The 13,926-nt window shown below is 54.6% G+C and carries 14 protein-coding genes; 10 read left to right on the top strand and 4 right to left on the bottom strand.

What is annotated here, in order from left to right; genetic code table 11:
* Positions 1-45: 45 nt before the first annotated feature.
* From CBE72_RS07455 to CBE72_RS07470, 4 genes are read left to right on the top strand one after another with little or no spacing between them, the layout of a single operon-like run.
* Positions 46-2,562, top strand: coding sequence for a DMSO/selenate family reductase complex A subunit (locus CBE72_RS07455; RefSeq protein ID WP_100142999.1), 2,517 nt, complete (start codon positions 46-48; stop codon positions 2,560-2,562).
* A 14-nt stretch (positions 2,563-2,576) separates the two neighbouring features.
* A complete protein-coding gene (locus CBE72_RS07460) occupies positions 2,577-3,257 on the top strand; it encodes a DMSO/selenate family reductase complex B subunit (RefSeq protein ID WP_100143000.1) in 681 nt (226 codons plus the stop codon).
* Between the two features lie 51 nt (positions 3,258-3,308).
* A complete protein-coding gene (locus CBE72_RS07465; RefSeq protein ID WP_100143001.1) occupies positions 3,309-3,971 on the top strand; it encodes a TorD/DmsD family molecular chaperone in 663 nt (220 codons plus the stop codon).
* 12 nt (positions 3,972-3,983) lie between these two features.
* Positions 3,984-4,430 (top strand): hypothetical protein, encoded by a 447-nt coding sequence (locus tag CBE72_RS07470; RefSeq protein ID WP_100143002.1) that lies wholly within the window; start codon positions 3,984-3,986, stop codon positions 4,428-4,430.
* Here CBE72_RS07470 and CBE72_RS07475 read toward each other — a convergent pair.
* From CBE72_RS07475 to arfB, 3 genes are all read right to left on the bottom strand, one after another.
* Positions 4,427-4,807 (bottom strand): acetyl-CoA carboxylase biotin carboxyl carrier protein, encoded by a 381-nt coding sequence (locus tag CBE72_RS07475; RefSeq protein ID WP_100143003.1) that lies wholly within the window; start codon positions 4,805-4,807, stop codon positions 4,427-4,429. The genes CBE72_RS07470 and CBE72_RS07475 overlap by 4 nt on opposite strands.
* 41 nt (positions 4,808-4,848) lie before the next feature.
* The gene (gene aroQ, locus CBE72_RS07480; protein ID WP_100143004.1) at positions 4,849-5,292 is read right to left on the bottom strand and encodes a type II 3-dehydroquinate dehydratase; all 444 of its coding nucleotides are present in this window, start codon (positions 5,290-5,292) and stop codon (positions 4,849-4,851) included.
* Between the two features lie 159 nt (positions 5,293-5,451).
* Positions 5,452-5,868, bottom strand: a complete 417-nt coding sequence (gene arfB / locus CBE72_RS07485; protein ID WP_100143005.1) for an alternative ribosome rescue aminoacyl-tRNA hydrolase ArfB — start codon at positions 5,866-5,868, stop codon at positions 5,452-5,454.
* Between the two features lie 243 nt (positions 5,869-6,111).
* Between arfB and CBE72_RS07490 the strand changes: the two genes are divergently transcribed.
* From CBE72_RS07490 to CBE72_RS07520, 6 genes are all read left to right on the top strand, one after another.
* Positions 6,112-6,477, top strand: coding sequence for a SpoIIAA family protein (locus tag CBE72_RS07490; RefSeq protein WP_100143006.1), 366 nt, complete (start codon positions 6,112-6,114; stop codon positions 6,475-6,477).
* A gap of 74 nt (positions 6,478-6,551) precedes the next feature.
* Positions 6,552-6,728, top strand: a complete 177-nt coding sequence (locus CBE72_RS07495) for a DUF3012 domain-containing protein (RefSeq protein ID WP_100143007.1) — start codon at positions 6,552-6,554, stop codon at positions 6,726-6,728.
* A gap of 100 nt (positions 6,729-6,828) precedes the next feature.
* Positions 6,829-7,218 carry a hypothetical protein gene (locus CBE72_RS07500; protein ID WP_373289236.1) on the top strand — a complete coding sequence of 130 codons (390 nt, stop codon included), beginning with the start codon at positions 6,829-6,831 and terminating at the stop codon, positions 7,216-7,218.
* Positions 7,219-7,490: 272 nt separating this feature from the next.
* Positions 7,491-8,759, top strand: coding sequence for a TolC family protein (locus CBE72_RS07510; RefSeq protein ID WP_100143010.1), 1,269 nt, complete (start codon positions 7,491-7,493; stop codon positions 8,757-8,759).
* An 80-nt stretch (positions 8,760-8,839) separates the two neighbouring features.
* A complete protein-coding gene (locus CBE72_RS07515) occupies positions 8,840-9,898 on the top strand; it encodes an efflux RND transporter periplasmic adaptor subunit (protein WP_229671869.1) in 1,059 nt (352 codons plus the stop codon).
* A 10-nt stretch (positions 9,899-9,908) separates the two neighbouring features.
* Positions 9,909-13,115: an efflux RND transporter permease subunit gene (locus CBE72_RS07520; protein WP_100143012.1), complete on the top strand. Its 3,207-nt coding sequence runs from the start codon at positions 9,909-9,911 to the stop codon at positions 13,113-13,115.
* A 183-nt stretch (positions 13,116-13,298) separates the two neighbouring features.
* Here CBE72_RS07520 and CBE72_RS07525 read toward each other — a convergent pair whose 3' ends face one another.
* Positions 13,299-13,880: a TetR/AcrR family transcriptional regulator gene (locus CBE72_RS07525; protein WP_157929048.1), complete on the bottom strand. Its 582-nt coding sequence runs from the start codon at positions 13,878-13,880 to the stop codon at positions 13,299-13,301.
* Positions 13,881-13,926: the final 46 nt, after the last annotated feature.

Genomic DNA, 13,926 nt, shown 5'->3' on the forward strand with positions numbered 1-13,926 from the left:
CTACCTGTTGCCTTGAGCAAGGCTTAAATCGTGAGGATAAAAACAATGGAACGCAGAAGCTTTTTGAAAATGAGTGCAGCTTTGGGCTGTGCCGCAACAGTCTCAGGCTGTAATTCCAGCTCTGATGACGCCAACGTTGTCCCGCCCAAGCCACCTGTCAGTGATGAACAAATTAACTGGTCATCCTGTTTGGTGAACTGCGGCTCTAACTGCCCGATTAAGGTATTCAGCCGTGATGGGATTATTACCCGGGTGGAAACCGATCATGAGGTGGAAGATGTTTACGGCCTCCACCAAATCCGCGCCTGTGCCCGTGGTCGTTCATTGCGTCAACGTACTTACGCCCCGGATCGTCTGAAAACACCGATGAAGCGCGTGGGCGAGCGTGGCGAGGGCAAGTTTGTGCCTATCAGCTGGGATGAGGCCACTCAAACTATCGCCGAGAACCTGCAACGGGTGATCAACCAATATGGCAACAAGGCGGTATTCCGTAGCTATGGCTCTGGCGCCTATTATGGTTTTGCCTCCAATGCCTGTTTTAACCGCCTGTTTAACCTGGTCGGTGGTTGCCTGAATGCCTATGGCAACTATTCCTGGGCGCAACAGATGGAAGCGGCCAAGCATACTTTTGGTACCGGCAGCACTTCCGGTTCATCGACTGTGACCATGGAGCACAGTGACTTTTTCCTGGGCTTTGGTTACAACCCCAGTGAAATGCGTCAATCCGGTTCGGGTGAAGGGTACGACTACCTGCAGGCCCTGATGAAGAACAATGGTCTTAAGGTCGTGATGATTGACCCTCGCTACACCGACTCTATGTTGGGTAAAGAGTCAATGTGGTTGCCGATCCGCCCCGGAACCGATGCGGCGTTTGCCGAGGCCGTTGCTTTCGAGATGATCCACTCAGGTTGGGTTGATGCCAACTCATTGGACTTTATCAATAAGCATACCGTGGGTTATGACGCCGCTTCTATCGAGCAACAAAAGGCCGCGTTTTTGGCCAGCGGTGATGCCAAGAAGCAAGAATACGCAGCCTGCATGGACAGCAGCGACAACTACCATGACTACATCTTGGGGGTTGGTAAGTTTGCCGATCAAGGCGCTCGTACTCCAGAGTGGGCCGAGAAGATTACCGGCATCAGTGCCGCCCACATCCGCCAGGTTGCCGAAGATCTGATGAATGCCAAGGCTCCTTATATTGTTGTGGGTGCCGGGGTCAACAGACAGGCCAATGGTGAGCAAAATATGCGTGCCTTGTATATGTTGTCGGTACTGACCGGCAAGCTGGGTACGCCAGGCGCCTCTAACGGTGAACTGCCTTACATGAGCAGCATGTCACGTGCCGGTATCCCAACCGGTTCCAACCCAGTTAAGGAAGCCATCTCTTTCTTTACCTGGACCGAAGCGATTGAAAACGGTAAGAACTTCACCGCGCGTACTCATGGTATCCGGGGAACTGCGGATCTTGATGAAAAGCTTGGCAGTAACATTCATTTTGTTTTCAGCGCCTCAGACAGTTCTTTGCTGAACCAGCACGCTGAAATCAACAACACCGCACGTATTTTACGTGATGCTGAAGACTTGTTTATCGTTTCCTGCGATTGCTGGATGACTCCAGGGGCCAAGTTTGCCGATATCATACTGCCCGATACCAGCTGGCTGGAGTCCAACGATCTGGTGAATGATTCCTATGCTTCAGGTTCGCTGGGGTATTTGACCGCTATGTCTGCCGCAGTAAAACCTATGTGGGATTGCAAGTCCATGTATGAAGCTGCTGCCATGATCGCTGAAAAAATGGGTGTTGGTCAGCTGTTCACCGAAGGTAAAACCGAAGCCGACTGGTTGGAAGAGTTGTATCAGAAGACCAAGAGCGCCAGTGCGAACCTCGGCGTCAGCCCAGCTTTCCCTGCCAGCTATAAAGAAGCCCAGAAGATCGGGGTGTTCCGCAAGAACATGGGAGACAAGCATGTTGCCCTCGACAGCTTTGTCAATGGTGGTAAAGCGCTATCTACACCTTCAGGCAAGATAGAGATCTATTCTGCTGAGCTGGCTTGGCGTGCCAAGAACTGGGAGCAGGATAAGGTTAAAGGTGACACCATTACAGCCATTCCTCAGTACACAGTGACTTGGGATGGTTACGAGGATCAGGACGCCATAGATGCCGGCTTCCCACTGCAGCTCGCCGGGTATCACACTAAGGGGCGCACTCACTCCAGTTACCACAATGTGCCTTGGCTGCGTGAGGCCGTGGAGGACGCTGTGTGGATCAACCCCATCGACGCCGACGCCTATCAGTTGGCTGCCGGTGATGTGGTCGAGATGTACAACGAGCGCGGTTCTATCGAGGTTCCTGTAAAAGTGACTCCAAGAGTCGCTCCAGGTGTGGTTGCACTGGGCCAAGGGGCCTGGTACCTGGCCGATGCCAATGGTCGTACCGGCCAACTTGGTAAGGTGATCGATGTCGGTGGGGCCATCAATACTCTGACTCGCTATATCCCTAGCCCTGTGGCCAAGGGGAATCCGCAGCATACCAATCGTGTTCAGCTCATCAAGAAAGCATAAGGGAGCACTTGCAAATGACTCAATCTATTCAATACGGCTTCTATGTCGATACTACCAAGTGCACTGGTTGCAAGGCCTGCCACGTTTCCTGTAAAGATCGTCAGGGCGATTTGCTGCGAGCCAATAACCAGCCTTTGACCAATGGTGTCCCTAGTCTGAAAGGGGTGACCTGGCGCCGGGTTTATGAATATGGTGGCGGTAACTGGTCTGTGGATCCGAATACCGATACCTACACTCAGGATATATTTGCCTACTATATGTCCATTGGTTGTAACCATTGCAGTGAACCTGTCTGCGTCAAAGCCTGCCCAACCGGCGCCATGCACAAGCGTCGTGAAGATGGTCTGGTCCATGTCGAAGAGTCCCTGTGTATTGGTTGCGAAAGCTGTGCCAGAGCCTGCCCTTACGATGCGCCTCAGATAGATAGAGAGCGTAAAGTAATGACCAAATGCGATGGTTGCTATGAGCGTTTGGCTGAAGGTAAAAAACCTGTGTGTGTGGAATCCTGCCCAATGCGAGCGCTGGACTTCGATACCATGGACAACTTGCGCGCCAAGTATGGGGATGGGGATGGTCATATCGCCCCATTGCCAAGTGCATCAATCACGGCCCCCAACCTGATCATCAAGGCGAATCGCCATGGTCAGCCTGCGGGCAGTGGTGCCGGCAAGGTGCTCAACCCCAACGAGGTGTAATCGTGCAACAGGCGCCTCCGGGCGCCTGTTTACTTCAGCTCAGGAAAAAAGATGACTAATCCATTATCAAAGATAGATTTCGCTGAATATCAGGGGATTGCACGTTTGTTGCATCATCTTCTCTATCAGTATCCACAAGCGCAACTGATTACCGAACTGAAGGAGAATCAGGTGGCCGAAACTTGGCCTGAGTTTGCGGGCCGCGATGGTAACCGAGTCGGTAGGGAAGCCTTGGTTCACTATCTGCAAAATTGGGATGACACTCAATTTCTGGAGTTACAACTCGATTATGGACAACTGTTTTTCGGTCCCGGTGAACCTAAGGCAATACCTTATGGCTCTGTGTATCTGGGTGAGGAACAACTGCTGAATGACAGAAGCACTCTGGCATTGATGGATTTTTATCAGGCTCATGATGTGAGTCTGGCGTTGACGGTTCGCGATCCTGTTGACCATATAGGCTTGTTCTTTAGCGTGTTGGATGCCAGTTTGGGGCGCTTGGCAGAAGAGCCAGACAATCAGGCGTTGAAACGTTTTATTCAAGTGTTGTTGCAACAGCATCTGTTGACCTGGTCAGGACGTTGCCTGGAATTGGCTGCGGAACATGCACAAACGGAGTTTTACTTTGCCATCGCTTTGTTGGCACAAGATTTTTTGCAACAATTGACCAATGATTTTGAATTGGTACCTATGTCCGTCAGGTTGTTTCGTTAGCAGGAGATAAGAGTGAGCGTTATCCAGGCATTAGGAGCCCAGTGGCAAAAGGCTGAGTTTGCTGAACGTTTGGCTAAAGAGTTACTCAATCGTCAGCTTGTCAATGAATTGTCCGCAGGAGCGACTTCATTGACAACGCTGTGTAATCTGGTTGCTGCGCTGAGCTATCATCCCGAAGATCCTCGTTTTACGCAAAGCCAGATAGATGATGGCGTATTGCTGTCGGTATTCTACGACTGTTTCAGGTTGCTATTCATCAAGGAAGCGCAGCAGCAGCCAGTGAGTCAGGCAGAGCAACAGATACTGCACCTGGCGTCGAAATTGGCTGCCGAGTTGTCTGCTGACAACCTGGATGAATCGCTGCAACAACAGCGCCAACAACTGCTGGATATCAGCCGTCAACTCGAACAGCTATACACTCAGCGGCGCAGACTCAGCCGAAATATGGGAGCCGGTTAATCCAGTACAAACAGGGTTTGCTGTAATCCTACCGCTTCACCGTTTTCGGCCAGTATGGCTTTAACCGTGCCACTCTGTTCTGCCTTGACCGGATTGAGCGCCTTCATCGCCTGCACATAACCCAGCACAGTGCCCGGCTCGACTTCTGTGCCCAGTTCCACCAGTGGCTGGCCATTGTCGCCGGCGCTGCGTAAGAAAGTGCCAGCGACAGGCGCCAGCACCTGCACGTTGTCGCTGTTCATGCTGAAGCTGGTCTGAGGTTGCTGCGGGCCAAAACGGCGGATACGCACGGCCTCCTGACCTTCGGTTATTTCCAGCTCATTGATGCCGGATTCCTGCACCAATTCGATCAGTTTTTTGATTTTGCGGATGTCCATCGTCATTCTCAGCACTAAAGGGTGACAGGACCTTCCTCTGCTCAGCCTTGTTTGAGTGCCGCTATGGCGGCTTCCAGGGCAAACTCATAACCCTTTGGCCCCAGTCCCACTATCACGCCCTTGGCCTTATCGGAAAAGAAAGAGTGATGGCGGAAGGGCTCTCTGGCATGCACATTGGAAAGGTGCACTTCGATGAAAGGAATGGCGACCCCCAGCAGAGCATCTCTGAGTGCCACACTGGTATGGGTGAAGGCGGCCGGGTTGATAATCACAAATCCAGCATCTGTGTTGTGGATAGCTTCTATGAGTTGGTATTCGGCATTGGACTGGATATGCTCCAGTTCCACTCCGGCGGCGGCAGCCTTGTCCTGCAATCCCTGCACCAGTTGCTCCAGCGTCTGGTGGCCGTAATGTTCCGGCTCTCTGCGGCCAAGCAGGTTGAGATTGGGGCCGTTCACCAAGAGTATTTTTGCCTGACTGCTCATATTGTTTTCCTTGCCTTGAGGGAGAGTTCGCACTTGAATTTGTGCCCCCCTGATTTCAGCAAAAGCTGTCGAATTTGTCGACCAATAGCCGCACAATCGCTGCACATTCCTTTCAGTTGTCAGCAATTATTGTCTATTACTGTAGCGAGACTGGTCTTATCAGAAGCGGATCTTATTCTGCCGCAGCGATTTGACTTCACCGCGTTGTTTCTTGCTGTCGACCCGGCGCCTTTGGCTGGCGCGGGTGGCCTTGGTGGGAATTCGTTTCCTGGCGACTTCACCGACCGAGGCGACCAGCTCGATAAACTGCTGTAGCGCGGTTTGGCGGTTGGCGTCCTGGCTGCGGCTTTGTTGGCACTTTATAATGATCTTGCCACTTTGAGTGATGCGGTGATCTGCCTTGGTCAGCAGCCTTTCCTTATAGAAGTCCGGCAGCGACGAGGCCTTGATGTCGAAGATGAGTTGGGCCGCAGTGGAGACCTTATTCAGGTGCTGGCCCCCGGCACCACTGGAGCGGATAAATTGCCATTCGATTTCATTTTCTGAAACTTGGACACGGTTTGAGATCTTTATCATGGCAAAATAACGGTTATCTGGGGCGGTCGCTATATTACCATTCCCAGCTTGGCTTTACTCGCTCAGCGAGACGGAAAGTCGGCAGTCGAAGTGCTGGAGCGGCCGACATGGCGCCGACACAGCACTCGATGTTAGGCGGACGTGGTGTCTCGGAAGGCTAAACTTACTATCAGTAAAGGTATTACCCATATCAACATCGGTCGTACGCTAGGCCTGTGTTGATGCTTCAATGGAGTTGTGCTTATGTTGTGTCAAATTCCGGATATTGCCAAAGGCGTGATCAGCTTATTCGCCAGCGGCCGTATTACCGCCGAGGATTACCGCACCTACCTGCGTCCCGCGATCAACAGCTACCGTCAGGAGTGGGGGCAAGTCTGTCTCTACATAGAGGCCGATGTGTTGTTGGAAGGCTGGGAAATGGCTTCACTCTCGGGAGCCGGTGAAGTGCAGCTGCCGCCCTTCGATGCCTTGGTATTTGTCGGTGGCCCGGATTGGGTCGGTAATGCGGTGCGCCTGCTGGGACCCTTTGTCAGCGCCGAACTGGCCTGGTATCCGTTGGAGCATAAAGATGAGGCTATTCGCTGGATTGCCAAACGTTCGCTGCGCTAATCATCTCCTATGGGGTCAAAAGGGCAATTCTGTTATTCTTGGGCGGTTGTCGATTCACATATAAGGAAATTTCGATGTCATTATCCAAAGTTTTTGCGGTTTCTCTGGCGTTGGTTTTTGCCGCTGGATTGAGCGCCTGTGCTCCCGAAGTAGGTAGCGACGCCTGGTGTAAGCAGATGGATGAAAAGCCCAAGGGTGATTGGACTGCCAATGAAGCTGCCGATTACGCCAAGCATTGCGTGTTTAAATAACTGAACTTTATTTCGGTCTGTTGGTCTATTTGGGCACAGACCGTTTTTGTACCCTGAATGGGAATTATCCTTGGCTGTATTTGTCCGTAAACTGACTCATATGCTTATTGCCCTGGTGGTGCTGCAATTTTGCGCCGCCAATATAGGCGCGCATCAGTTGCATCTGGGCAATCATACCGAGGAAGAGAATAATCACCCTCATCTCAAGTTTGTCACCGAAGTCACTGTTATCAGCCAATGTGTCGATTGTACCTGTGAGGCAGAGACTTCATCAGGGATGGATATTTCCCGAGTGGCTCACAGTCATGTGCATACAGAATCCCAGGAGTTTGATCTCTGCCTCGATTGTCAGTGCCATGGCGGGCACCTGTCACTGCCTGTGGCTCTGGCACAGAGCCCGACTCCCTTGATCCCCCCCCGGCCTCAGAGTCTTGAGCCGGCTTTACAGCTCTATTTTCCGTTTCCGGATTACCGTCCCCCAATAGCCTAACTGACTGATTTCAGTGTTTGTGGTGTCCAGGCGCAGTTTGCCTGTGTGCCATGGCGCCTGTCTTGTGCTGTCTATAGTCAGAGCCTTTAACCGCTTTTATCCCGACTATTTGACTCATCTCATGCGTCATGGCCAGCATCGCTGCAGCACTCTGATCAGTATTCGATTCAACAAGCAAAGCATTAACCATTGACTTTAGATTTAACTCTAAGGTTTATCCTTTGGCCACACGATTTCATTGCGGCCATATAGGTCTTTCCCAAGGAAAGTTTATGTTGAAATTTATAGTCTCCATGAGTCTATTGGGGCTGGGAGCGTTAGCCTCACAACCGGCTTTTGCCGCTGAGAAGCCGGAGATCTCCTATCTCGTTGGTGGCACCGAGTCTGAAGTGTCATTGGCCTGGCTCGAGCAGCTGATGCAGCGAATGAGAACCTTACCCGAGTTTCAGGCTCAGGAAGCGAGGATCCGCGAGGCCCAGTATCTGGCAAAGGGCGCCGATCGCGCCATCTACAACCCAGAGCTGGGCTTGAGTTATCAAAATGCCCCGGAAGATGACACCTACAGCCTGTCTCTCAGCCAAACCATTGACTGGGGCGATAAGCGCGCCGCGGCCAGTGCATTGGCGCTCACACAGTTGATGTTGCTGGAGAGTGATATCGCTATTGAACGTTCCCGCTTGTATGCCGAGGTGTTGCAGGCCCTGGTCGATCAGAGTCTGGCACAGAAGAAACTGATGTTTGTGCGGGCGCAGCAAAACTATGGTGAGCAGCAGTTGCAGATCGCCAGGCAAAGGGCCGAGGTCGGTGATCTGTCCCAAGCGGAATTGAATCTGATGGAGTTGGAACAAGCCAGTGCCATCAGTGAATTGGCGCTGGCCCAGAAGGCGCTGCTGGATGCCGATACCCGTATTTTGGCGCGTTTTGGCCGGGCAGAGCTGCCCTTTGGCAGCTTCGCCGATCGGCTAGAGTTGCCCGCAACCGAGGCGCCTGTGCCGGCTCTGGTCAGTGCCGGGTTGCAACTTGAATTGGCGCGGCTGCAAGTCAATCAAGCTAAGGCCCAGGCGGCGGCCGACCCCAATTTAAGCCTCAATGCCGAGAGAGAAGGCTCCGACAACAAGCTGGGAATTGGCATATCTGTGCCGCTGCAGTTGCGCAACGACTACAGCGAGTCGATAAAGGCGGCCATGGAGGCGGTCACCGCCGCCAGTGCCCAGTACCAAAGCGTTGAGATGGCGCTTAAACAACAAGAATTGCAGTTCAACTACAGCTTACCCAGATTGAAGCAGAGCTGGCTCGATTGGCAACAGCAGGCCTTGGTGGCCGGTCGCCAGGCGGCCGAACTCTTGGGGCAACGCTGGCGCAGCGGCGATCTTAGCACCAGCGACTATTTGACTAGTCGGCGGCAGTTAGCCAGCAGTTTTCAGGCCGGTCTTGAACTGGAGGCCGCCCTCTACCAAAGCTGGCTCGAGTGGATGGGCGCTTCGGGGCAACTGCCCGGCGCACTGCCGAAAATAGCCGTATCCCAGGAGAATGCCCAATGACAGCCCCATACACACTAAGGTACAGAACAATGAATAAGACTCTACAATACCCAAGGCTGCAGGCCGCCTTACTGGCGCTGATGTTGGGGCTGTCCAGCCCTTTGACTGTCGCCGCCGAAGAGGGACATGAAGATGAACATCAGGCGCTGCAGCTCTCAAGCGAGCAGCGCCAATTGGCTGGAGTAGAAACCCAAGAGGTCAGCGTTGGTGGCTTTAGCCTCAATGCTTTCGCCAATGCCACCTTGCTGGTAGATCGCGAGCGTACTGTGGTGCTGACGCCGCAACTGGAAGTGCGGGTGTTGGAACGGCATGTGGTGCCGGGGCAAGAGGTAAAGGCGGGCGACCCCTTGTTGACCTTGGGTGGCGCCGCCGTGGCCCAGGCTCAGGCAGACTATATTAATGCCGCCGCCGAGTGGAGCCGGGTCAGTCGCATGAGCGAGAGTGCCGTCAGTGCCAGTCGCAGGCTGCAGACACAGGTTGATGTCAGTCTAAAACGCGCCATTCTCAAGTCGCTGCAGATGACAGAACAACAGATAAAGGCGCTGGAAAGTCGCCCCCAGGAGATAGGCCAGTATCAGCTGTTGGCGCCCATAGATGGTCGGGTGCAGCAGGATGAGGTGCGCCTAGGGCAGTTGCTCGGCGCCGGTAGCCAACTGTTGCAGCTGACCGATGAGCGCTCGCTGTGGGTGGCCGCCGAGCTGACCCCAGCGCAGGCCGAAGGCCTGAGCGAAGGCAGTGAGACTCTGGTGCGAATTGGCGATCGCAGTGTCAGTGCCAGCGTGATAGGGCGCTCCCATGAGTTGTCCAGCGTGACCCGCACCGAGCGGGTGCTGGCGCGGCTGGATAACACTCAGGTGCGTTGGCATGCGGGCCAGTTTGCCGAACTGTTTTTGCCCGATCCCCGCGGTGAAGGTGTGATGCTGCCGGATGCGGCATTGAGCCGAAGTCGTGATGGCGACTGGCAGGTGTTTATCGAAGATGATGACGGTTTCGAGGCCAAAGAGGTGCAACTGCTGGCCAGTGAGCGCGGCATGAATCTGGTATCCGGCATAGAGCCCGGAACTCGGGTTGTTACCGCCGGCGCCTTCTTCCTGGCATCCGAGCTGGCCAAGTCCGGCTTCGACATCCACAACCATTGAGGAAAGCACTATGCTGCAATCGTTAATAGATTGGGCTATCCGCAACCGCTTTCTGGTGTTGCTGGCCTTGATTGTTGTTTTGGTGGTGGGGGTGTTTGCCCTGCCAAAGCTTAATCTGGATGCCTTTCCCGATGTGACCAATGTGCAAGTCACTGTCAATACCGAAGCCGAGGGGCTGGCGGCCGAAGAGGTGGAAAAACTCATCTCTTATCCGGTGGAATCCAGCATGTACTCACTGCCTGCGGTGACAGAAGTACGTTCACTCTCCCGTACCGGGCTTTCCATAGTGACAGTGGTGTTTGAGGAAGGCACAGATATCTATTTTGCTCGTCAGCAGGTGTTTGAACAGCTGGCCGCCGCCAAGGAGATGATCCCGGACGGAGTCGGAGTGCCGGAAATTGGCCCCAACACCTCGGGTCTTGGGCAGATTTATCAATACATTCTGCGAGCCGAGCCGGATAGCAATATCGGCGCCGATGAGCTGCGTAGTCTCAACGATTATCTGGTGAAGTTGCTGCTGATGCCGGTTGGCGGCGTGACCGATGTGCTCTCTTTTGGTGGTGATGTGCGTCAGTATCAGGTCAGGGTCGATCCCAATCGACTGTTGGCCTATGGCCTGTCGATGTCACAGCTGGAGCAGGCGCTGAATGCCAACAACCGCAATGCCGGAGGTTGGTTTATGCCCAATGGTCAGGAGCAACTCGTGGTGCGCGGCTATGGTCTGTTGCCTGCGGGTCAGGCCGGGCTGGATGCCATAGGCCGCATTCCGGTGAGCGAATACCAAGGCACGCCGGTCACAGTTGCTGACTTGGCGGAAGTGGGCTTTGGCAGTGAAATCCGGGTTGGTGCCGTCACCATGACCCGTCGGGACGACAATGGTGAAGCCAAGGCCTTGGGCGAAGTGGTTGCCGGGGTGGTGCTCAAAAGAATGGGCGCCAACACCAAGGCGACTATCGATGATATCGCCGAGCGCGAACAGTTGATCAGCCAGGCGCTGCCCGAGGGAGTCACCTTTGAGGTGTTCTACGATCAGTCAGACTTGGTGACCAAGGCGGTGACCACAGTGCGTGATGCCCTGTTGCTGGCCTTTGTGTTTATCGTGGTGATCCTGGCACTGTTCCTGGTCAACGTACGGGCCACCTTGCTGGTTCTGTTGTCGATTCCTGTCTCCATTTTGTTGGCATTGCTGGTGATGAGCTATCTGGGAATGTCGGCCAACCTGATGTCGCTCGGTGGTTTGGCGATCGCCATAGGTATGCTGGTGGATGGTTCTGTGGTGATGGTGGAGAACATCTTCAAACATCTGAGTGAGCCGGATAGGCGCCACCAAGACCAGGCGCGGCAGCGTAGCGATGGCGAGGCAGACCCTTATCATGGTGAGGAAGACCATCACAGAGGTTCGATTGCCATGCGGGTATGGCAGGCCGCCAAAGAGGTGTGCAGCCCGGTGTTCTTTGCCACGGCTATCATCATAGTGGTGTTTGCGCCACTGTTTGCCCTGCAAGGGGTCGAAGGCAAGCTGTTTCAGCCGATGGCGGTGAGCATCATCCTCGCGATGATCTCGGCGCTGTTGGTGGCACTGTTGGTAGTGCCGGCGCTGGCCGTTTATCTGTTCCGCAAGGGGGTAACTTTCCGGCAAAGCCCAGTATTGGCACCGCTTGAGCGTGCCTACCGCCCGCTGCTGCAAAAGGTATTGACCTCGCCTGGCAAGGTGGGGCTGGTGGCGGTAGTCATGCTGGGCATGAGCCTGTCGCTGTTGCCAAGGTTGGGCACGGAATTTGTACCTGAACTGGAAGAGGGCACCATCAACTTGCGGGTCACCCTGGCCCCCACTGCGAGCTTGGAGACTTCTCTGGATGTGGCGCCCAAACTTGAGGCCCTACTGCTGGAGTTCCCTGAGGTGGAGTATGCCCTGTCACGCATAGGGGCACCTGAGCTGGGCGGTGACCCTGAGCCTGTGAGCAATATTGAAATCTATATCGGTCTCAAACCTTTGGATGAGTGGACTTCGGCCGAAAACCGCGCCGAACTGCAACGCTTGATGGAGCAGAAACTCAGTGTCTTCCCCGGATTATTGCTGACCTTTTCCCAACCGATCGCGACCCGGGTCGATGAACTCCTGTCCGGGGTCAAGGCACAGTTGGCCATCAAGCTGTTTGGCCCGGATCTCGATGTGCTGGCGGAAAAAGGCGAGCAACTGTCGAAACTGGTGGCCCAGGTGCCCGGCGCCGTGGATGTGTCTCTTGAGCAGATCACCGGCGAGGCGCAATTGGTGGTGCGGCCCAACAATGCAATGCTGGGACGTTACGGCATCAGTGTCGATGAGGTGATGTCGCTGGTGAGCACAGGCATAGGCGGCAGCAGCGCTGGTCAGGTGATCGACGGCAACGCCCGTTACGATATCAACCTGCGTCTGGCCAGCCGTTTCCGCCAGAGCCCGGATGCGATAGCCGATCTGCGTCTGGTAGCTGCCAATGGGGCGCAGGTGCGTTTGGGCGAAGTGGCCGATGTCAGCATAGAGATGGCGCCGCCCAATATCCGCCGTGACGATGTGCAGCGGCGAGTCGTGGTGCAGGCCAACGTCTCCGGTCGGGACATGGGTTCCGTAGTGCAGGATATCTACAACCTGGTGCCCGAAGCCCAACTGCCGCCCGGCTATACCGTGATGGTGGGCGGCCAATATGAGAACCAGCAGCGGGCCCAACAAAGGCTGAGTATGGTGGTGCCCATCTCTGTGGCACTGATCGCCTTGCTGCTTTATTTCTCCTTTGGCTCTATCAAGCAGGTGGCGCTGATCATGGCCAATGTACCATTGGCACTGATAGGCGGTGTGCTGGCGCTCTGGCTCAGTGGTACCTATCTGTCTGTGCCCAGCTCCATCGGCTTTATTACTCTGTTTGGGGTGGCGGTGCTTAATGGCGTGGTACTGGTGGACTCAATCAACCAGCGCCGCAACAGCGGCGAGTCGTTGGAACAGGCGGTGTTTGAAGGTACGGTCGGCCGTTTGCGCCCTGTGTTGATGACGGCGCTGACTTCGGCGCTGGGGCTGATCCCCATCTTGATGTCAACCGGTGCCGGCAGTGAGATCCAAAAGCCGCTGGCCGTGGTGGTGATAGGCGGCCTGCTGAGCTCAACCGCATTGACTCTCCTGGTATTGCCGACCCTGTATCGAGCCCTGTATCTCAAGAGCGAGAGGGAGCTGGAAACCTTGGATTGATGGGAAGATGACGCGACCTAAGTGGAAGATGAGAGCCGCTTTGGGTTATGGCCGGACTGCCTACCTGGCCTGCGTCTAAGGCCTGCCGCTTTGCGGTAGGCCTGGGCAGGGATGCCCGTTTTTAAAGGAAAAATACGTTGGGGAACCGTTTGGGGCCGAGGCTTTGAGCATCAATGACAGGGTTCAGCTCTCATCGGCGCCGAGCATACGCTGCAGCAGTTGGCTTAGCCTGGTTATTGTCTCTTGGGGAGTGGCATGGCCGCAGGCCACGGCATTGGCGACTTCATTGATGGCGCCATGGATGGCCCAGCACAGCAGCTTGCTTTGTGGAGCAGGCTGCTTGAGGTAATCGGCAAAGAGTTCGCTGTAGAAATCGGTGAAGAAGTCGCGAATATCTGTGGTGATGTTCTGATACTCAGGATAGCCACGCAGCGCCGCAACTATCGCCTCATATTCGGGGCCGCAGCGTACGGCGCAGTCCAGATAGGCGCGGCAGACCAAGGTGCAAAGCTCTGCCAGCGAAGCTTTTTGCTCCGCTGCGGCTTGTTTCACCGCCTCGACAAATTGGCTGTCGTAGTGGCGGTACATCTGTGCCAATAATCCTTGTCGGGTGGTGAAGTGGCGATAGGTCAAAGGTTTGGTCACTCCGGCTCTTTGAGCCAGGGTGTTCAAGGTCAGCGCATCGGTACCGGCTTCGCGGACAATCTCGCAGGCAACTTCGAGCAGTTGTTCACGGCGCTGATCTTTGAGCATTCTCTTCTTCACGTATTCCCCATAGATAGCTGATTGAATTTAAATTGAAAAAGCGGCA

Origin of the sequence: Shewanella carassii (assembly GCF_002777975.1) — a bacterium.
Lineage (GTDB): Bacteria > Pseudomonadota > Gammaproteobacteria > Enterobacterales > Shewanellaceae > Shewanella > Shewanella carassii.

Bases quoted from the DNA above. Each gene is read 5' to 3' on its own strand.
- CBE72_RS07515 (WP_229671869.1), top strand. From the start codon at position 8,840: ATGTTGGGGCTGTCCAGCCCTTTGACTGTCGCCGCCGAAGAGGGACAT.
- aroQ (WP_100143004.1), bottom strand. From the start codon at position 5,292: ATGAGCAGTCAGGCAAAAATACTCTTGGTGAACGGCCCCAATCTCAAC.
- CBE72_RS07490 (WP_100143006.1), top strand. From the start codon at position 6,112: ATGTTGTGTCAAATTCCGGATATTGCCAAAGGCGTGATCAGCTTATTC.
- CBE72_RS07455 (WP_100142999.1), top strand. From the start codon at position 46: ATGGAACGCAGAAGCTTTTTGAAAATGAGTGCAGCTTTGGGCTGTGCC.
- CBE72_RS07510 (WP_100143010.1), top strand. From the start codon at position 7,491: ATGTTGAAATTTATAGTCTCCATGAGTCTATTGGGGCTGGGAGCGTTA.
- CBE72_RS07460 (WP_100143000.1), top strand. From the start codon at position 2,577: ATGACTCAATCTATTCAATACGGCTTCTATGTCGATACTACCAAGTGC.
- CBE72_RS07500 (WP_373289236.1), top strand. From the start codon at position 6,829: ATGCTTATTGCCCTGGTGGTGCTGCAATTTTGCGCCGCCAATATAGGC.
- CBE72_RS07520 (WP_100143012.1), top strand. From the start codon at position 9,909: ATGCTGCAATCGTTAATAGATTGGGCTATCCGCAACCGCTTTCTGGTG.
- arfB (WP_100143005.1), bottom strand. From the start codon at position 5,868: ATGATAAAGATCTCAAACCGTGTCCAAGTTTCAGAAAATGAAATCGAA.
- CBE72_RS07475 (WP_100143003.1), bottom strand. From the start codon at position 4,807: ATGGACATCCGCAAAATCAAAAAACTGATCGAATTGGTGCAGGAATCC.
- CBE72_RS07465 (WP_100143001.1), top strand. From the start codon at position 3,309: ATGACTAATCCATTATCAAAGATAGATTTCGCTGAATATCAGGGGATT.
- CBE72_RS07495 (WP_100143007.1), top strand. From the start codon at position 6,552: ATGTCATTATCCAAAGTTTTTGCGGTTTCTCTGGCGTTGGTTTTTGCC.